Origin of the sequence: Rhodoferax antarcticus ANT.BR (assembly GCF_001938565.1) — a bacterium.
GTDB classification, from domain to species: Bacteria; Pseudomonadota; Gammaproteobacteria; order Burkholderiales; family Burkholderiaceae_C; genus Rhodoferax; species Rhodoferax antarcticus.
In genome coordinates this window covers 87133-105030 of the sequence record NZ_MSYM01000007.1, presented here as the reverse complement: position 1 = coordinate 105030, position 17898 = coordinate 87133, and the positions used below count along the sequence as shown (strand labels likewise).

General features: G+C 56.8%; 26 protein-coding genes. 12 read left to right on the top strand and 14 right to left on the bottom strand.

From position 1 onward, the window contains the following. Positions 1-24: 24 nt before the first annotated feature. A complete protein-coding gene (gene moaC, locus BLL52_RS03770) occupies positions 25-540 on the top strand; it encodes a cyclic pyranopterin monophosphate synthase MoaC (protein WP_075585384.1) in 516 nt (171 codons plus the stop codon). Positions 541-549: 9 nt separating this feature from the next. On the opposite strand, the gene BLL52_RS03765 is transcribed toward moaC, so the two are convergent. From BLL52_RS03765 to BLL52_RS03750, 4 genes are all read right to left on the bottom strand, one after another. Next, a complete protein-coding gene (locus BLL52_RS03765; protein ID WP_075585383.1) occupies positions 550-2136 on the bottom strand; it encodes a Wzy polymerase domain-containing protein in 1587 nt (528 codons plus the stop codon). Positions 2137-2581: 445 nt separating this feature from the next. Continuing rightward, the gene (locus BLL52_RS03760) at positions 2582-3274 is read right to left on the bottom strand and encodes a transposase (protein ID WP_075585382.1); all 693 of its coding nucleotides are present in this window, start codon (positions 3272-3274) and stop codon (positions 2582-2584) included. A gap of 64 nt (positions 3275-3338) precedes the next feature. Next, on the bottom strand, positions 3339-3674 hold the full coding sequence (locus BLL52_RS03755; protein WP_075585381.1) for a helix-turn-helix domain-containing protein: 336 nt from the start codon (positions 3672-3674) through the stop codon (positions 3339-3341). Next, positions 3655-4032: a type II toxin-antitoxin system RelE/ParE family toxin gene (locus tag BLL52_RS03750; protein ID WP_075585380.1), complete on the bottom strand. Its 378-nt coding sequence runs from the start codon at positions 4030-4032 to the stop codon at positions 3655-3657. The genes BLL52_RS03755 and BLL52_RS03750 overlap by 20 nt, the downstream gene beginning before the upstream one ends. 411 nt (positions 4033-4443) lie before the next feature. Here BLL52_RS03750 and BLL52_RS03745 point away from each other — a divergent pair, with 411 nt between their 5' ends. The 4 genes from BLL52_RS03745 (at position 4444) to BLL52_RS03730 (ending at position 5750) form a co-directional block, all read left to right on the top strand. Beyond that, the gene (locus tag BLL52_RS03745; protein ID WP_075585379.1) at positions 4444-4674 is read left to right on the top strand and encodes a DUF4160 domain-containing protein; all 231 of its coding nucleotides are present in this window, start codon (positions 4444-4446) and stop codon (positions 4672-4674) included. Beyond that, entirely contained in the window at positions 4671-5123 is a 453-nt protein-coding gene (locus BLL52_RS03740; protein ID WP_075585378.1) for a DUF2442 domain-containing protein, read from the top strand. Before BLL52_RS03745 ends, BLL52_RS03740 begins: the two co-directional genes overlap by 4 nt. A gap of 115 nt (positions 5124-5238) precedes the next feature. Then, positions 5239-5490 (top strand): type II toxin-antitoxin system Phd/YefM family antitoxin, encoded by a 252-nt coding sequence (locus tag BLL52_RS03735; RefSeq protein WP_075585377.1) that lies wholly within the window; start codon positions 5239-5241, stop codon positions 5488-5490. Further along, positions 5487-5750, top strand: a complete 264-nt coding sequence (locus BLL52_RS03730; protein WP_075585376.1) for a Txe/YoeB family addiction module toxin — start codon at positions 5487-5489, stop codon at positions 5748-5750. Before BLL52_RS03735 ends, BLL52_RS03730 begins: the two co-directional genes overlap by 4 nt. Positions 5751-5822: 72 nt before the next feature. Here the strand turns inward: BLL52_RS03730 and BLL52_RS20940 are convergent, their stop codons facing one another. After that, a complete protein-coding gene (locus BLL52_RS20940; protein WP_198930587.1) occupies positions 5823-5963 on the bottom strand; it encodes a hypothetical protein in 141 nt (46 codons plus the stop codon). A 126-nt stretch (positions 5964-6089) separates the two neighbouring features. On the opposite strand from BLL52_RS20940, the gene BLL52_RS03725 reads away from it, so the two are divergent. Further along, positions 6090-6368 carry a type II toxin-antitoxin system Phd/YefM family antitoxin gene (locus tag BLL52_RS03725; protein ID WP_075585375.1) on the top strand — a complete coding sequence of 93 codons (279 nt, stop codon included), beginning with the start codon at positions 6090-6092 and terminating at the stop codon, positions 6366-6368. Then, the gene (locus BLL52_RS03720) at positions 6368-6688 is read left to right on the top strand and encodes a type II toxin-antitoxin system RelE/ParE family toxin (protein ID WP_075585374.1); all 321 of its coding nucleotides are present in this window, start codon (positions 6368-6370) and stop codon (positions 6686-6688) included. Before BLL52_RS03725 ends, BLL52_RS03720 begins: the two co-directional genes overlap by 1 nt. A gap of 367 nt (positions 6689-7055) precedes the next feature. Here BLL52_RS03720 and tfpZ read toward each other — a convergent pair whose 3' ends face one another. From tfpZ to BLL52_RS03705, 3 genes are all read right to left on the bottom strand, one after another. Next, positions 7056-7835, bottom strand: a complete 780-nt coding sequence (gene tfpZ / locus BLL52_RS03715) for a TfpX/TfpZ family type IV pilin accessory protein (protein ID WP_075585373.1) — start codon at positions 7833-7835, stop codon at positions 7056-7058. A gap of 90 nt (positions 7836-7925) precedes the next feature. Further along, the gene (locus tag BLL52_RS03710; protein ID WP_241838988.1) at positions 7926-9440 is read right to left on the bottom strand and encodes a PglL family O-oligosaccharyltransferase; all 1515 of its coding nucleotides are present in this window, start codon (positions 9438-9440) and stop codon (positions 7926-7928) included. Positions 9441-9648: 208 nt separating this feature from the next. Continuing rightward, a complete protein-coding gene (locus tag BLL52_RS03705) occupies positions 9649-10158 on the bottom strand; it encodes a pilin (RefSeq protein WP_075585371.1) in 510 nt (169 codons plus the stop codon). 294 nt (positions 10159-10452) lie between these two features. Between BLL52_RS03705 and BLL52_RS03700 the strand changes: the two genes are divergently transcribed. Together BLL52_RS03700 and BLL52_RS03695 are read left to right on the top strand one after the other, a co-directional pair. After that, positions 10453-10677 carry a MerR family transcriptional regulator gene (locus BLL52_RS03700; protein WP_075585582.1) on the top strand — a complete coding sequence of 75 codons (225 nt, stop codon included), beginning with the start codon at positions 10453-10455 and terminating at the stop codon, positions 10675-10677. Further along, complete coding sequence (locus tag BLL52_RS03695) at positions 10658-11110, top strand: PIN domain-containing protein (RefSeq protein WP_198930593.1); 453 nt, start codon at positions 10658-10660, stop codon at positions 11108-11110. The genes BLL52_RS03700 and BLL52_RS03695 overlap by 20 nt, the downstream gene beginning before the upstream one ends. Positions 11111-11279: 169 nt before the next feature. Here BLL52_RS03695 and BLL52_RS03690 read toward each other — a convergent pair whose 3' ends face one another. After that, entirely contained in the window at positions 11280-11633 is a 354-nt protein-coding gene (locus tag BLL52_RS03690) for a ribbon-helix-helix domain-containing protein (RefSeq protein ID WP_075585370.1), read from the bottom strand. 178 nt (positions 11634-11811) lie between these two features. Here BLL52_RS03690 and BLL52_RS03685 point away from each other — a divergent pair, with 178 nt between their 5' ends. The 3 genes from BLL52_RS03685 (at position 11812) to BLL52_RS03675 (ending at position 14312) form a co-directional block, all read left to right on the top strand. Continuing rightward, complete coding sequence (locus BLL52_RS03685) at positions 11812-12987, top strand: ATP-binding protein (RefSeq protein WP_075585369.1); 1176 nt, start codon at positions 11812-11814, stop codon at positions 12985-12987. A gap of 253 nt (positions 12988-13240) precedes the next feature. Beyond that, positions 13241-13825: a Uma2 family endonuclease gene (locus BLL52_RS03680; RefSeq protein ID WP_075585580.1), complete on the top strand. Its 585-nt coding sequence runs from the start codon at positions 13241-13243 to the stop codon at positions 13823-13825. 40 nt (positions 13826-13865) lie between these two features. Further along, on the top strand, positions 13866-14312 hold the full coding sequence (locus BLL52_RS03675) for a MaoC family dehydratase (protein WP_075585579.1): 447 nt from the start codon (positions 13866-13868) through the stop codon (positions 14310-14312). A gap of 121 nt (positions 14313-14433) precedes the next feature. Here the strand turns inward: BLL52_RS03675 and BLL52_RS03670 are convergent, their stop codons facing one another. From BLL52_RS03670 to BLL52_RS03650, 5 genes are all read right to left on the bottom strand, one after another. After that, the gene (locus BLL52_RS03670; RefSeq protein ID WP_075585368.1) at positions 14434-14811 is read right to left on the bottom strand and encodes a helix-turn-helix domain-containing protein; all 378 of its coding nucleotides are present in this window, start codon (positions 14809-14811) and stop codon (positions 14434-14436) included. 2 nt (positions 14812-14813) lie between these two features. Further along, on the bottom strand, positions 14814-15131 hold the full coding sequence (locus BLL52_RS03665; RefSeq protein ID WP_075585578.1) for a type II toxin-antitoxin system HigB family toxin: 318 nt from the start codon (positions 15129-15131) through the stop codon (positions 14814-14816). Positions 15132-15285: 154 nt separating this feature from the next. Beyond that, entirely contained in the window at positions 15286-16077 is a 792-nt protein-coding gene (locus BLL52_RS03660) for an enoyl-CoA hydratase (RefSeq protein ID WP_075585367.1), read from the bottom strand. 56 nt (positions 16078-16133) lie between these two features. Continuing rightward, the gene (locus BLL52_RS03655; RefSeq protein ID WP_075585366.1) at positions 16134-16694 is read right to left on the bottom strand and encodes a YaeQ family protein; all 561 of its coding nucleotides are present in this window, start codon (positions 16692-16694) and stop codon (positions 16134-16136) included. Positions 16695-16714: 20 nt separating this feature from the next. Beyond that, positions 16715-17872, bottom strand: a complete 1158-nt coding sequence (locus BLL52_RS03650; RefSeq protein WP_198930585.1) for an ATP-binding protein — start codon at positions 17870-17872, stop codon at positions 16715-16717. Positions 17873-17898 lie beyond the last annotated feature (26 nt).

The window sequence follows — 17898 nt, the reverse complement described above, 5'->3', positions numbered from 1 at the left end:
CAGCCTTTTTTGAAACGATTTGTCATGAGCACGCTTACCCATTTTGACGACCAGGGCCAAGCCCACATGGTTGACGTGGCCGCCAAGGCCGCCACCCACCGCATCGGCGTGGCCGGTGGGCGCATCGAGATGCTGCCCGCTACGCTGGCGCTGATCGAATCCGGCAGCGCCAAAAAGGGCGATGTGCTGGGCATTGCCCGCGTGGCCGGCATCATGGCGGCCAAAAAAACCAGTGAGCTGATCCCGCTGTGCCACCCACTGGCGCTCACCCGGGTTGCTATTGAGTTCGAAGTGCTTCACGCAGACGCCATAAGGGCTAGCGCCGTTTATTGCACTGCAACGGTGGAAACGGTTGGCTCCACCGGTGTCGAGATGGAAGCCCTGACCGCGGTGCAAGTAGCGCTGCTGACCATTTACGACATGTGCAAGGCGGTCGACCGCGGCATGACGCTTACCGACTGCAAGCTGCTGCAAAAGCATGGCGGTAAGTCGGGGAGTTTTGTGGCGGCACCGGCTGCACCGGCGGTGCTTGATCGATGATGCGTGCGCTCAAGGCGGTGCCTCAGCAGCAGCCTCTGGCGCTGAACTCGGGCGCATCCAGCCATCGTCATCCTTCGGGAAAGCCGCCCGATACCGCGCCGCATAAAACGTCACCACATCGGTGCGGCCCAGCAGCACGGCACTGTTTAGCAGCACCTCAACCACCTTGGCCTCGGGCGAAAAGTGCAGCATGTTTTTGGCCAGTGCGTTTTGGTAGGCCGCGTTGTCCGCCGTCAGGGCCGTGGTGGTCAGCTCGGCAAAACGCACTGTGTCCTGGTACAGCCAGGCTGACCTGACCTTTTGCAAAGTGTTCTCGCGGTAGGCATTGGCACGTTGATTGGCGGGCAAGTAGAGCTGGCTGACCAGGTAGTAGTTCCAGGCGGCAAAGCTGCAATACGCTACGATAATCAAAGCAATCAGCGCATATGAATAAAGGGCTAGAGGCCTAAAACTCTTATAAGAACCAGCGCTTGCCGAATGGCGGGGAACCCACCACAGCAGCCAAACGCTCAACACGGCAGCCATCTGAAACGGGCCGTACCAAAGCGGGTATTCCAGCAGGCTGTGCAGCCCAATCACCGCCAGCACGCCCCACGCCAACTGGCGTGTGGGGTGCTGCTCACGCCAGGGCTGGCCGCGCCAGACCAGCCACAGTGCTCCGCCGCACAGGGCCAGCGCCGCAGGCAAACCCAGTTCCACCGCCAGGTGCAAAGGCAGGTTGTGCGCGTTGTCCAGAATGGCGCAAAACCGCTCGCCCGGATACAGGGTGACGAAGTGGGCATAGTCCAACTCACCCCAACCCCAGCCCAGCCATGGCTTGAGCTCGATCAAATGCAGCACATTGCCCCACAGCGTCAGTCGGCTGGCACACGCCGAATCACCCGCGCGCAGGCGGGCCCAGGCGCCGCTGCCCAACGGGTCCAGCCCGGCCAGCCAAGGCAGCGCGAACGTGGCCAGGGCAAAAGCCAACAGCGTCGTCAGAACCACCGCCAGTCTCACCGTCAGCCTCCAGCGCGGCTGCGCCGCATTGCGCCCAGCCGTGCGTTGCCAGCCCCACACCAGTAGCCACACCAAAAACAGTTGCAACAAGCCAGTGCGAGATGAGGACGCCGCATTGCCCGCGCCCAGCAGCGCCGCGCCAAGCAGCAGCGCGGGCGAGCGCAGCGACTGCCAAGGAAAAGCGCGTTCACCCGCCGCCGAGTGCCGCGCCCCGACGGCTAAGGCCGGGGCCGCCAGCCAGACCAACGCGAACAGACCGATGTTTTGCAGCGTGGCAAACTGATTACGCTGGCGCAGGTTGCCAAACGCCTCGCCCACCCCGGTGTGATTCACCCACACACCGAATGCACTGGCGGCGCCAAAGTATTGCGCCAACCCCACCAAGGCACTCAAACACGCCGCCACTGCCCAAGCCGCAGTCAGAGCGCTGACTATTTGCGGGTTTTCACCGCGCTGCCGGTCAAACGCGAAAGCCAGCAACACCCCGGCCGCGCACACCCAGGCAAACAGCAGGGGCCCCACCTGCGCCACCGGCCCCGGTGTAAACGGGTTCAGCCAGGGCAGGGTGACAAAAAGGAAGACGGCGAGGGCGGGCATGGGGCTTTGGCGAACGGCAAAGAAGGCGGAAAAGACCTGTATTTTCGCCACAAGCGCCCACTCGGCTCCAAGATCGGGCGTCTGAAACTACTTTGTAGTAACGTAACTACATTGAAATCAGACAGGAGCTATCGCCAAAAAGGGGTCAGGCTCGATTTAAAGTTACATCAAAAAACCGGCTACTGCCCAAGGGTTGCGTCTGGTTTAGCGCCAGTCGAATATCGCCAATGGTTGTGTCTGGCAGCACTTTAATTCGAGCCTGACCCCTTATTACGTAGCCGATTCAAGCAGTCCATCAGCTTGCGCTCGGACAGGTTCGCGAAGCCACCGCAACGAAAAACGAAAAAGGGGTCAGGCTCGATTTAAAGCTCTGCCCGCCTGGGTCTGCCGCGTGGTTTGGCTTCTCGTCGCTGGCCCGTCGCCCAAAAAAGGGGTCAGGCTCGATTTAAAGCTCTGTTCGCCTGGGTCTGCCGCGTGGTTTGGCTTCTCGTCGCTGGCCCGTCGCCAGTTCGATCGCATCAAAAAACCGGCTACTGCCCAAGGGTTGCGTCTGGTTTAGCGCCAGTCGAATATCGCCAATGGTTGTGTCTGGCAGCACTTGGTTGAATAGTTCGCGGTAAGCCGCTTGTCGAGTGGCATCGTCTTGACCCAACCCTGCCAACAGCGGGTGCGCAGTGATCGTGTCAACGGCTTCGCCCAAGGCATTGCTGCGGTAGCTGCTCCAGCGGTAGTGCGCCGGATCGGTGCATATCCCGGCACGCACTGGATTGAGCTCGATGTAGCGCATGCAGGCCATCAGGTAAGCCTCGGAATCAATGAGCGATGACTTGTAGCGCCCTTCCCACAGGGTGCCCGAACGCTGGTAGGTAGCGTTGACGTAGGGCACGTAGCGCCTGCCTAGTGCCATCATCATGCGTGACACAGCCTGCGCATCGCCCGGCGTGAGCAGCAGGTGCACGTGGTTGGTCATGAGAACGTAGGCGTGAATCTGGCAACCGTTGCGCCGGGCAGCATCACCGAGCCATTCCAGATAGGCCAGATAGTCGGCCGTGGTAAAAAAGCAAGGCTGGCGGTTGTGGCCGCGCTGCACAATGTGCAGGGGCACGCCATCAAGGTGAATACGGGGGTGACGGGGCATGGCGCGATGTTAGCTCTTTAATTCGAGCCTGACCCCTTATTCCTAACATTACCCTATTGCCGCCTCAAGCAATGGCAAGCATCAAATGCCCGAGAGGTGTGGCGGCGGGCTTCACCTTGATCTCGATGTCGTAGCCAAGCCGATTCAAGCAGTCCATCAGCTTGCGCTCGGACAGGTTCGCGAAGCCGCCGCGCAGCATGCCCGACACCTTTGGCTGTGTGATACCCATGCGTCGCGCTGCTTCGTCCTGGGTCAGGCCGAGCTTGCGCACGGCCTTGGTGATCTCGATCACCAAGCCGGATTTAATCTTGAGCTTGTCGGCGTCGGGCAGGTCAAGATCGGCGAAGACGTTGCCTGAGCCGGTTTCGATCTCGATGCCGTCAATGATGCGTTTTTCCATTTCGTAGCTCCTTTGCGAGCGCCTCAGCCACCTTCAGCCTAGCGCGGATGATTTCCATGTCCTCCTTCGGTGTGGCGATGCCGCTCTTGCTCTTCTTCTGAAAGCAGTGCAGGACGAACACAGCATCCTCGAATTTCACGGTGTAAACAGCGCGGTACGTCCCGCCTATGTCGTTTTCGACAACCTCAAGCACACCAGCACCGCCAAAGCCCTTGAGCACCTTTGCCGCACCATGTTGATCGCCACGCTGCGCAAAATCCAAGGCGTGACCAAAAAACTTCCTCACTTGCGTTGGAAGAAGCATCAGGTCTTTTTTACTGCCCCCAATCCAGACCAGAGGTCTTTCTTGTAGCGTCATCAATTAATTATGCCCGAACTGGCATAACACACACCTCTTGGACATCCTTCGGCCCGACGAACTGATGCCACCTTGCCAAGCCGCCACGGGCCTTGGTCAAGCTGTTCAGATTGCTGGATCGCCATCTCCAAACTCACGCAGCGACAACAGTGTTGGCCCCGGGAAGAAAGGGGTCAGGCTCGAATTAGATTATGTCCATGCAAACCACCTTGCACTCTCGCGATGTTGGGCTTGAGGACTTGGCAGCGCGGGCAAATGTGTGAATGCAAGACCTGACCCCTTTATTTTTTTGACCCCTTTATTTTTTTGGCGCGATGTTAGCTCTTTAATTCGAGCCTGACCCCTTATTTGCCTTATTTGCTTTTCCATTAGCCGCTTGACATTGTGCAATCATTGCACAACAATTGATCCGTGCTAACAATCCACCGCCTGCCGAACATGACCATTCGGGTGAATGTGCCAGACCACCGCCCGCCCCATGTGCATGTGGTGATGGCAGATCGGCGTGATGCGCTGGTGGACTTGGCCACACTGGCAGTCACTAGCCGCACGCTACGCGCATCTGACATTGCGGCAGCGCTGATCTGGATCGAGGCCAACCGCGCGCAATGCGTGCAAGTTTTCAAGGAGTGCAACCCATGATTCACGACCCGCAACACACCATCAAGGCGCTGGCGGTGCGAGCCCCCGCCGGGTTAACGTTGACCTTTGCCGACGGTGCCACCTTGAACGTTGATTTGGCCAGCGCCATCAAAACCCACCCAGCACTGGACGCACTGGGCGATGCTGCCGTGTTTGCCCTCGCCCGTGTTGATGCGTTGGGCGGCTATGTGGTCTGGATTGACGATGATCTGGAAATGGCTGCTGACAATCTGCGCAATATGGCCACCGAGCAGGCCGGTGGCATTGGACCTGAGCGGGTGCTGAACTGGATGGCCCGCCACAACCTGACGCAAGAACGAGCCGCGCAGGCCATCGGTGTTTCGCGCCGAATGCTTAATTACTATCTGTGTGGTGCCAAGCCGATTCCAAAAACCGTCTGGCTGGCCTGCCTAGGCTGGGAGACAGTTAAGGAATTGCAGGCGGCTTGAAGTTTTTAAACCGCGCCATCCGCGCCGACGTAGCGTGTTGATCCGAGCCCGGCCCCGTTGATTAGGCCCCCTTATTAAAAGTACAATAAATTGTACAACTATCAAAGGATGTCAAATGAATGTCGTGACCTACTCCGAAGCTCGAAGCTCACTCAAAGCAGTGCTTGACCGTGTTGTTAACGACCACGCACCCACCCTCATTCACCGACGCGGCGGCAATGTTGTCATCGTGTCAGAGGATGCCTATTCGAGCATGGTTGAAACCATGTACCTGCTATCCAACCCAGCCAATGCAGCGCACTTGGCCATGGCGATAGCGCAGGACAAGGCCGGGGAGTCCAAACCGCAAACGCTGATCGAGGTATGAGGGGCGTTCTTTTCGTTGGTGCGGTGTGGGCCGATGACGTTGACTGGCAGGGGCAGGATAAAAAGACTTTGAAGCGTATCAATCTACTCATCGAATCAGCACGGCGTACACCGTTCGAGGGCATAGGCAAACCTGAACCACTGCTGGGCAACTTATCCGGCTACTGGTCCCGCCGGATAGATGATACGCACCGGCTGGTGTACCGTGCCACTGATGACAACTTGCACATCGTTTCATGTCGCCACCACTATGATGCTTGATGTAGCTGATGCCACGGGAAGAAAGGGGTCAGGCTCGAATTAGATTCACTTTGAAGTCCGTTTCTAATGAAATCAATCACTTGCGTGCAGGAAGTGTCGAACTTGGGAGGCCAGATAGTCGGCCGTGGTAAAAAAGCAAGGCTGGCGGTTGTGGCCGCGCTGCACAATGTGCAGGGGCACGTCATCAAGGTGAATACGGGGGTGACGGGGCATGGCGCGAGTTTGCTCTTAGCTCTTTAATTCGAGCCTGACCCCTTATTACGCAGTTTCTCTCGCTGAACTATTGACCCCAACCAAATTCAGGATTAAATTCAGACCCACTCAAGCAAAGGGAGCACTATGCAGTCCGTCGCCAACATAAAGTCCATTTCTTATCTGAAAAGTCATGCCGCCCAGATTTCTGAAGACCTCGCCATGAACGGTATGCCGTTCGTGATCACCCAGAATGGTGAGGCCAGCATGGTGATTGAGGGCGTCAAGGAGTTTCAAGAAAAGCAAGCCCTCATTGCCGCTTTGAAAGTTTTCGCCTTAGGCGAGAACGACCGTTTGAAAGGGAAAGGCATTTCCGCTGCGCAGTCGCGTGCACAGTTGCTGGCCGTCCGCCAAAGCCGCAATTAATGGCTGTCGTCATTCTTCCCGATGCGCAGGAAGACTTGCTTTCGCTCCAGGCGTACATGCTCGACAAATGGGGCCAAGCCGCGTGGCTGAAAGCCGAGGACGAGATTTTTGAGAAGCTGGAGAAGGTTGATACCGGCATCTTTAACGGAACACCTGTTCAGGAATTGGCATCAGTGGGAATCCTTGACTACCTGAACGTGATTACCTCGCATCACAAGTTAGTTTACCGGCGAGTTGGCCGTGACATCTACGTGTACCTATTCGCTGGGCACAGACAAGATTTCCCAACGCTTTTGGAAAAACGGCTGCTTAGTCGGTAAAGCACCCAGATCGATGAAGACGTGCCGGACACCTCCGCAACTGGGAGCAAGACAAGCGCTGCCCAACGGGTGCCGCCAAGGCGCTGCGGTTGCAGGCGTTATGTTTACTCAAATTCTGACCTGTTTCACACTGGAATCCGCTTTATATTTCATAGCGACTTGTCCAAGGAATACGGCAGCAACAGGCTGATTTCGGATGAATTTCAGCGAGTGGATGCGAGGTGGTTTCGATCAGGGAATTTAATTGGAATCTGACCCTGATTACCAAGGGGCATGGCGCGCTGTTAGCTCGTTAATTCGAGCCTGACCCCCTATTTCCGGTAGATTCGATATGGGCGCGATCAGGGAATTTAATTGGAATCTGACCCTAATTACCAAATGAATCTAATGGAATGAACCCCAACACCTCTGACGTTACCGGGTCAAGCAGCACGGTCCAGAACGATTTGCGCCCCACCATAGGCAGGTAAGCCAGCGTTTCCGGCTTGCGTCCGGTTTTTGCGATGACGGCGTCAATCTCTGTGGCCTGCGCGGCAAATCGGGTTTTCAGGTCAGCGATTGGTTTGGCAGCTTGCCAGATGTCATTTTTAGCTACTGAGTACGGTTGCCAGAGGTCAGGCCGGGCGCTCAGTGACAAGCCTCCCAGGGCGGCCATTGTGGCGTCCATTTTTTCATTGGCATCCTTGAACGGCCGCAAAGACAACAGTGTTGGCCCGGTCAGTGGCAAAGCGGCCACATCAGGCGGCGCTCTGCTGAGCAACTCAGCGGGCACATCAACCGCATGCACCACCCGAAAACGGTCATATTCAAACACCAGGTGCACCGGCCGCGCCACGAACACCGTCCACAGGCCGAAGCCCAGCGCGCCAAGCTGAATCAAGACCACTATGGCCAGATCGCGCCGCAACTCCCGCCAGGGCTTGGTGCGGTTAAAGATCGTAAATGTAATCAGCGGCCCCAGAATGACGTCCACCATCACCACAATAAAAAACAACTCGCGCCCGCCAGAAATCTCGCGGTAAGGGTAGGGGTACCAAAGTCCGAACACCAGTGCGGCCGCCAACAGTGCGATGACGAGGCTGATCCCAAAATGTATGCCGCTGGCCTTGAGGCGGTCTTTCCAGAAGAAGTCGGTAGGTATTGGCATGATCGTAAGGTGCTGGAGCAATCTGAATGTTCTGTCAATTTGACAGGGGCTACTTTTCTTTCAACTGTACCGAATTCCACCACATGGGCATCAAGGAACCAGCACGGCCGCAAGCTGAGGGTACTTCTCCTGCTCAAGGCGGCGTATCTCTAATTTGCAGGCCGCTTGGTACTTGTCGCCGTACATGCCCCGAACAATCGCCAACTGATGCCTTGCACCCACGGGCTGACCATTCAAACCGAGGGCAATCGCATAGCGACAATTCATTTGGCCATAGGCAAACCGCTGCGAGACTTGTCGTAGGTTTTCCAGATCAGCAGTCGACATACCAGGCTCAACGACCAGTCGTGACGCCTTGAGCATGGCCGCCAGATGCGAGATCATCCAGACGTGCGGAATTTCATATTCCGCGGGTGTTTTACCAATTCGCAAGCTCTCAAACCGCACCGTCCGAAAATCCTCTTCAATCAGGAAATACTCATACGTCAGATAGCTGCCCACCGGCACCGATAACGCCAGAAAACCCCAAGCCCAGCGCACATTCAGCATGATCGTCCGAGTGGGCACCCTGGCTGCTTCCACGACGCCGACCATGAAACCGGCAGCCATCAGAAAGTAAGCATAAGCAAACGGATATTCCAGCATGCTGTGGACGGCCAAGGGCAGCAAACACGCCATGGCGTGAACGGCATCCAGGCGCACGCTGGTCCGAATGCGGGTTACAAACCACCATGCGATGGCGCCGCACAGCAATAACCCCAAGGGCAGCCCGTTCCACGCCAACATATCCATGACAAAGTTATGCGCGTAGTTGTAGGGGATGGAGCCGGGAAAGGCAATCGCACCGGCTGCATGGGCAACTGGCGTCTGGTTCCAGCCATAACCCACCCAGGGCGACTGAGCCACGGCGTAGGCGACCTGTTGCCACATGCGCAAGCGCTGGCTGATGGGACTGGCATCCCTGATGCTGCGCACATCGCTCAGCAGCAAGGCCTCGCTCAGGAAGGGCAGGAGCCACACGCCAATCAAAAAGCAGATGACCCACCCGCCGACCGCCTTGGCAGACAGGCGCGACTGGACCGTCCTTTTCTTCCAGATCAGGAAGCCAGCGACGACGACAACACTGAGCATGCCCGCCCGTGACTGCGCCAGAATCAACACACCGGTCAGAAAACCGATGCCAAGGAAGAAGGTGAATCGGCCGATCACGCCGCGCTCGTACACATACAAAAAAGCCGCCATGCCCATGAGCAACAGCGTGGCCAACTGATTGGGTTGGCCGAGGTTGCCCATGGCGCGGTCGCCCGGGTCGGACTGGACCACGTACATCCCCAAGTGGCCATCTACATTCAGCCATTGTGCCAAGCCAATGGCGGCGGAAACGATGGCGGCAATCCATAGGCTGTGCATCAATCCGGTCAAACAGTACGAAAGTTGTGCATCGTCGTTGCGAGCCAAGGAGTAGCCGACGAAAACTGCCGCCAGCAGGCCGGACAGATACAGCGAGGACAAGAGAGCATCACCCGCAAACCAATTGATGCCAACGGCATATTGCAACCAAGGCAGTCCGATTGCCAAAGCGATCCAGGCACTGGCCTTTGGCATCACAACTGAATGCGGCTGGTGCAACAGGATGCTAAGGAGCAGGCCGAACAGACCCAGAAATGCAAACCACTCAGAATGGAAATTGATCCACGGCCGATAGTGGTCGTAGCCGAGCCACGACAGTGTGAAAAAAAACAGCCCTAAAGCGTACGTGCGTGAAATGCGCATAAAAAAAGCGGCCGAAGCCGCTTTTCACATCAAGTCAAGCTCAAGTTGCTTTGCATGAACCTGGCAGATATTTTGAAGGAACGGGATTTGTCGCGCCAGGACCGCAAACCCATGTATTAACAGAAGTACCCAAAGGCGGCTGCGAACAAGCAGAAAACGTAGTGACTGAAGTACTGCATGGCGCCATTTGTATGGTTTTGGCATCAATTGCGGCATCATTAAAACCACGTGTAGTCACTGTAATCAATCCACCACCAACAGCGCCAGCTACCGTGCCAGCAGCTGTTGCCACAGAATTAACATATTTTGTTCCAGAACCTGCAGCTACTTCACAACCCCAACCATTTATAGCAATAGCAGTATTGGCTGTCTGGATCGTCTCCGTCATGCTAGTGCGACAGGCTGACGCTGCCAAGATAACTTCAGACATCTTCGCCTTGACCGTGTAATCCTGATAAGCCGGCAACGCCACCGCAGCCAAAATACCAATGATCGCAACCACGATCATCAGCTCGATCAGGGTAAAACCCTTTTGCATGGAACGCTTCATGTGAGACTCCTTGAGGTTAAGAAAGAAAACAACTTGACTGACCGGGTCATAACAGCAGTTCGCGTGCCAAGTTGATTTGCGGCCTGTTTTGCCAATTTCTCGGCAAATTCTGGCCAATGTGACGCCAAGCGTCTGTTCAGTGCCGCCCATTTTTGTCAGTCACGCACTTTGCGTTGACAATTTTTGTCACCACGCGGCATGGATGATCGACCCTGCCATTCACCTTCAAATGGATCCGGTTTAACAAGCGCAAAAGTTACACATAATATGTGCACACATTCACAGGAGAGCAAAATGAACATCACATTGTCGGTTGACGGGCAAGTTGCAGCGCGGGCGCGTGAGGCTGCGCAGAAGCTCGGCAAGAGTCTCAATCAGGTGGTGCGTGACTACCTGGAGCAATTGGCGGGCACGGCCCAGCGTGGCCAGCAATGGGCGCAGTTTGAGCAGCGCTGCTTGCAGTCGAATGCCCAGCTGGGAGACTGGCGCTTTGACCGTGATGAAGCCAACGCGCGCTGACCAGATGGCGACCAGGAGTTTTATCGACACCAAGGTGTTGATTTATGCCGAGGCTTGTGATGCGCCTGCCAAGCAGCGTGCGGCATTAACGCTACTTAAAGGTCTGTATGAAAACAACGAGGGTGTTTTGTCAACACAAGTGCTTCAGGAGTATTGCAATGTGGCGCTCAAAAAACTGAAACTGCCTGCGCAGCATGTTCGCGCCCAGCTCGATCTGTACGAGCAGTTTGAAGTGGTTCAGGTGACGCCTGCTGTGATCCGCGCCGGTCTGGATCTGCATCAGACGCGCAGCGTGGCTTTTTATGACGCGCTGATCATTGCCAGTGCCCAAATTGCAGGTTGTAACCAGCTTTTCAGCGAAAACTTGAATGCGGGTGAGACCATGGCGGGTGTCAGCATCGTGAACCCGTTTGCCCAAAGACCAGGCGCTTAAAACTGCTGCCAGTTTATTGGCTGAGGGAAAACCTGAGCAAGACGATAGGGCTGATCAAAAATCGAAGGGGGTCCTTCGGTACCAATTCAAGAAAGCAGGCCACCACAGACGGCACTTTTTTTTAGCAGATTAATGACAACGTCTGCGTCAAGTACCAGCTGCGGTGGTGTCATTGCGCGTCGCCTTTCTTCAGGACACGGCTCTTGCTGCGGATCGCTTGAACATGGTCCTGCGCGTCGATGTTGTTAAAACTCTTTAGTGGCTTAAGTCGCTTGAAAAAGGCGGTAGCGTCAGCCGTGGGGTCTTTCTGAATATCTCTTTCCAGAGTGCGCCGAATGAGCTCTGAAATACTGATGCCAACGGTACGCGCGTGTACCTTGAGGTTGTCGTAAAGGTCGTTTTGCAGGTAAATATGAGGGAAAAAAGGCGCCAGGCTCGGTTTATTGCCAAATTGGCCTGTAGCCCTTATAAACAGTGCGTAAGCTGCTATTAATAATGAATAAAAGTGCTGAACCCGATTCAATTTTTGGCTAAGCGGTCAGTCCACTCAGACGGCCAGGCGCTGCGCGCTGAGGTTGCGCGCTGGCGTTGCTTTACCGGTCGGCTCGGCCTAGTTTGATGTCGGTTTGTCAACGGTCGCAAACTGCGGCAGCAGCGAAATCTCGGAGTACCCATCCGATATTTCGATGTAATATGCAGAAATGATTCGTCGAGACAAGCATCTCAATCAAATAGTGCTCGGTTTGCAGCAGTTTCCGGTGGTGGCGTTGTTGGGGCCACGCCAGGTCGGAAAAACCACTTTGGCGCGCCAGTTGGCTGCTCAGTGGGTTGGGCCAACGCATCTCTTTGATCTGGAAGATCCAGACGACCAAGCGCGGCTAAGTGACCCTTCGTTTGTATTGCGTCCGTTAACCGGGTTGGTGGTGCTGGATGAGATTCAGATTAAACCAAGTCTTTTTCCGCTTCTGCGTGTGCTGGCCGACAGGGCCGATGCGCCAGCGCGCTTTCTCGTTCTGGGTAGTGCCGCCCCCGAACTCTTGCGCAACACGTCCGAGAGCCTGGCTGGGCGGGTGATGTTTCATGAGCTCGATGGTCTGAGTCTGGATGAACTGGCACCCAATCAAATGGACCAGCGTTGGTTGCGGGGTGGTTTCCCGCGCGCCTTTCTGGCAGACAACCTGGCCGCCAGCCGCGCCTGGCGGGAGTCTTTCATTCGCACCTATCTGGAGCGGGACTTGCCCCAACTGGGCATCAACTTGCCAGCCCTGACATTGCGCCGGTTTTGGACCATGCTGGGTCATTACCATGCCCAAACGTGGAACGGCAGCGAGCTGGCACGCGCCCTGGGCGTCAGCGACAAAACCGTGTCACGCTACCTCGATATTCTGGAGGGCACCTTTATGACATGGCGGCTGCGGCCATGGCACACCAATCAGGGCAAACGCGAGGTCAAGGCCCCCAAGGTTTACCTGTCCGATACGGGTTTGTTGCACAGTTTGCTTGGTATTGCCGAGTACCACGATTTATTGGCGCATCCGAAATGTGGTGCCTCCTGGGAGGGGTTTGCGTTGCGCGAAATCATTCGCCAAACCGGCGCAGGCCGGGACGAGGTGTATTTTTGGGGACTTCATTCGGGCGCAGAACTGGATTTGATGACCACGCACAACGGGCATCGACTGGGGTTTGAAGTCAAACTGACCCGCTCACCCAAAGTGACACCGTCGATGCGTTCAGCGCAGGATGCTTTGGCGTTGGAACATCTTTATGTGGTGTGCCACGCAGAAGGCGTGGACAAGCCCTGGCCTTTGGCAGAAGGCATCAGCGCACTGCCGTTGCAGGCGTTTGGCAGTTTGGCGGATGGGCTGCGGGCAGATTGACCCGCGGAATTTGCTTATATCCAGTGCGCCGTCTGACTGTTCACGTTGTCCTGAGGAACCTGCGCCAAGGCGCGTTGCCAGGGCGTGTTGGCAGACACCCGCCGGCTCTTGGGGCAGATAAGACGTTGAAGATGTCGTCGTTTTTTGGATCGTCACCGAGCCTTGCGGGTACTGTCAAGGCGTTGATGGCGCGCAGTTGATGGCACACTTGTGTGCTAACGCCAAACCACCACCGCCGCCTGAGGAGTACGAGATGGGACTACCGCTGACCAAGACAAATTTTGATGCCAATGCCTACTTGGCCTGGGAGGCTGACCAGCCCGACAAGTCGGAGTATGTGGCGGGCGAGGTTTTTGCAATGGTGGGTGTGCGACGCGTGCATGCCACCGTGGCTGGGAATGTTTTTGCAAAGCTGCGCGAGCATCTGCGTGGCTCGCCCTGCCTGTCTTTCATCTCTGACATGAAGCTGCGTGTGGCAGCGGCTGATGCGTTTTTTTACCCGGATGTGATGGTGACCTGTGACCCGCGTGACCGCCGCGCCGACCTGTATGTGGAGCACCCGCATCTGATTGTTGAAATTCTGTCTGATTCAACCGCCGCCTATGACCGGGGTGCCAAATTTGCCAGCTACCGGCAAATTACTGAACTGCAGGAGTTTGTGCTGATCGACATTGATGCCCGGCGGGTGGAGGTTTTTCGCCGCCAGCCGGGTAACGAGTGGTTACTGCACGATTACGCCGGTGAGCCAGACTGCCATTTCGAGTCGGTGAAACTGGCGCTGGGTATGGCGGCAGTTTTTGAGGATGTGGATGTGGATGCGCCTGCGGCCCAGGCATGACAATCTGCGCTTGTCCAGCCAACCCAAAGGAAACTTTGCCATGAATGACCAAAACGGCTACGACATTGAAGACCTGCACCTGGGCATGACCGCCACGGTGGCCAAAACCATCAGCGAGGCAGACATTTTGCTGTTCTCCGCCGTGTCCACCGATGTGAACGCCATCCATATCAATGAAGAGTACGCGGCCAGCACGCCGTTCAAGGGGCGCATTGCGCACGGCATGTTGTCAGCTAGCTTGATTTCTGCGGTGCTAGCCAACCGCTTGCCGGGTCCGGGCACGATTTACTTGGAGCAAAGTCTTAAGTTTCTGGCCCCGGTGCGCCCCGGCGACACGGTGCACGCCACGGTCACCGTGCTGGAGATCGGTGACAAGGGCCGCGTGACCCTGCAAACCACCTGCCGCGTGAAAGATACGGTGGTGATTGACGGGCAGGCGCAGGTGAAGATTGGCTCATCGGCACGGCGGGCCAAAACTGTCGCTTAAGGCTGATATTTGTTTCAGGACCTGCCATCGGTGTGCATGGCTATTTACATTCAGATGCTGGAACCAAGCTTCTTGGATGAACTTAACTTTGTGCAAAAGTTGGTTGGTTCTGCCAGCGCACTCAGGCTGCGACGGCTTGCGATTCGCGGATCAATACCTCAGCAGGAATATGTAGGCCGTCGCTCAACCGACGAATCATGCTGAGCGATAGCGAGCGTTTGTGGGACAGAACTTCGTAAACGCGATTGAGCGGGCCAATGTATGGCACCAGATCTTTCACCGTCATGCCGGATTGATCCATGCGAAATTTGATCGCCTCAATGGGGTTAGGAGGGCCAATGGGATAGTGCTTCGCTTCATAGGCCTGCACGAGCGTGCCCAGCACATCAAGTCGCTCGCCTTCGGGCGAGTCGGCGGCTGGGTCAATATCTATCAGAGCGGACACCTCTTGCAATGCAGCAAGGTAATCAACTTCGGTACGGATGGCTTTGATTTCCATGATCAGATTCCTTTGAATTGGTCTACTGTGGTGGTATCAACTTTGTCATATTCGGCATGGGTGCCAATGAACTTCAAGTAGACGTATTGCATCTTGCACGCAATCGCGACGATCAACCGGTAGTCGTTCCCCTTGATGTTGAACACCGCGCGGTTGTTTGCAATGATGCTGGCGTTCGCATAATGATTCTTCACGTCCTGGGGTGATGTCCATTGCGCCTGTTTGGCCTCAGCGAGCCAAGCCTTAAGCGCACCTTCTGCATCACTGCGGTTTGGTTGTTTCCAGTAGGATTCGAGATGACGCAATGCGACTATTCGCATGAGTTCAGTATAGTCCCAAAACGGTACTAAGAGAGTGAGCCACATACTCCAGCCGTTATCGACCAGGCGCACTTGACTGAATAGTCAGACTTCAAGCCCTGGACTGCATACAGCCCATTTTTTCAGTTTTGACACAAATGGGTCTGGCAACTGGTCAGGCCTGCTGCCAAGCCGGTGGCCGCTTCTCAATGAACGCTTGCACGCCTTCGAGCGCGCTGTCAATCATCATGTTGCAGGCCATGGTCTGGGCGGCGTCGATGTAGGCGGCTTCGATGCCGTTTTCCAGCTGGCGGTAAAACAGCGTTTTGCCCAGCGTGACGGCGGCGCGTGGCTTGGCCAGAATGCTGTTGGCCAACTCGCCCAGCTCCGCGTCCAGCTGGTCTGGCTCGGCCACCCGGTTGACCAAGCCTTCAGCCAGCGCTTTCTGGGCGCTGATGAATTCTCCGGTGACCAGCATTTCAAAGGCGGCTTTGCGGCCCAGATTGCGCGACAGGGCCACGCCGGGGGTGCTGCAAAACAGGCCCAGGTTGACGCCACTGACCGCAAAGCGGGCATTGCTGGCGGCCACCGCCAGGTCGCACATGGCCACCAGCTGGCAGCCCGCAGCGGTGGCCACGCCGTGCACCCGGGCAATCACCGGCACGGGCAGCTTTTGGATGCTCATCATCAGCTTGGCGCATTGCTTGAAAAGAGTTTGGTAATAGTCGTGCGAGGGGCTGGCGCGCATTTCGCGCAGGTCGTGGCCGGCGCAAAAGGCTTTGCCTGCTGCGGCGATGACGACGCAGCGTGTGCTCTCGTCTGTGGCCAGCGTGTCTAGTTCATGTTGCAGCGCAGTCATCAGCGCCTCAGACAAGGCGTTGAAGGCATCAGGCCGATTCAGCGTCAAGGTGACCAGGCCGCGGCCGTCACGGGTGGTGAGGACGAGAGGGTCTGCAGCAGGAGTCATGGTGTGTCAGTCTGGTGAAAAGACGGCCTTTGTACCAAAAAGCGGCAAGTGGCGCTTTATTTCCAGCGCAGCGGCTCAATGTCGACGTTGTGCTTGCCGTCGCCGAGCATCAGCACATCTTCTTGCACGGTGGCTTGCAGAGCCATGTTGCGCTGCGCCATGGGAATCAGCGCCTGCGCGGTGGCACTGGGAATACGCCACACCTGCAGCCGGTCCAGCCGGGTGAGTTTGGTCTGGATGCCGCGCCACCACACATCTGCTGCCTGACCAAAGGCGTACAGCACCACGGCGTCGGCCTTGTTGCAGGCTTTGGCGAGCGGTTTGTCTTCGGGTTGGCCGACTTCGATCCACAGCCTTGTAAGGCCAGTGAAATCGCGCAGCCACACGTCGGGCTCGTCAGGGTTGGACAGGCCCGCACCAAAGGCCAGTGTGCCGTCACCGCCGCAGACGCTTTGCAATTGGTGCGCCTGCAACGCCAGTGCACACAGCCGCACCATCATGCGCTCGTCGGTTTCGCTGGGGTGGCGCGCCAGCGTCAGCGCGTGGTCGGCGTAGTAGCTGTGGTCAATGTCTGCAATTTGCAGGCTGGCTTTGAAGATGGTGGATTTGATGGCCATGAGGGGTTGCGCAGGGCGGATCAAAAGGGAATGGATTCGTGCACTTGTGGGTGCCCCAGACGCTGCCAGCTGATGCATCGCACACCCTCACGGGTGTAGTTGTCGGTGCCACCATGAATCAACCAGGGCTCGGGCGAGGGCTCGGTGACAAATCGGTTGGCTTGTTTGCCCGCGCGCACCAGGTCGGGGGTAAGTGTCTGGCCCGATTTGATCTCAACACATTGCAGGCCTACAGGGGTTTCAAACACCAGATCAGCTTCGAGGCCATTGTTGTCACGCCAGAAATACATCTCGGCAGGCTGCCCCTGGTTAAGGCGGTATTTGCGAAATTCACCCATGACCCAGGACTCGAACAGCGCGCCGCGCAGCGGGTGCAGCCAAAGTTGTTCGGGTTCGCGAACGCCCAGCAGCCAGCTTGCCAGACCGCTGTCGGTGAAATACAGCTTGGGGGTCTTGACCAAGCGTTTACCAAAATTGCGATGGTAGGGCGGCAGCAAATAAACCAGCTCGCTGCTCTCCAAAACCGATAGCCATTGCCGCGCGGTGGGGTGGCTGATGCCAGCGTCTGCTGCCAGGCTGGCCAGATTCAGCAGGCAGCCTGTGTGACCTGCGCACAGGCGCACAAAACGCTGAAAAGCGGACAGGTCTTGTACCTTGAGCAGTTGGCGCACGTCACGCTCAATATAGGTCACGATATAGCTGGCAAACCAGTCGTTGGCTTGCGCAGGGGTTGTGGGCTGCTGCCATAGCGCCGGGTAGCCGCCACGCCAAAGGTGTTGCGGCAGGTCTTGCATATGCGCTGTGCCCAGCTCGGAGGCTGCCAGCGGCAGCAGCCGGGCCAGCCCAATGCGCCCAGCCAGCGACTGGCTGATGCCTGCCATCAGGTCAAACTGCTGTGAACCGGTGAGCACAAAGCGTCCGGGGGTGCGCAGCGCATCGACCATACCTTGCAAATACGAGAACAGCTGCGGCCAGCGCTGGGCCTCGTCGAACACCGCGCCACCTTCAAAGCGCCGCAAAAAGCCGCGCGCATCGGTCTGTGCAAAGCCCAGTTCTCCAGGGTCTTCCAAGGAAACATAAGGCTTGTCGGCAAACAGTTGTTTGGCTAGCGTTGTTTTGCCGGACTGGCGCGGCCCGGTCAGCCCGATGACCGGGAACTGCCCAGCCAGGCGGTGCAAGGTCGAAGTTAGATCTCTTGGATACG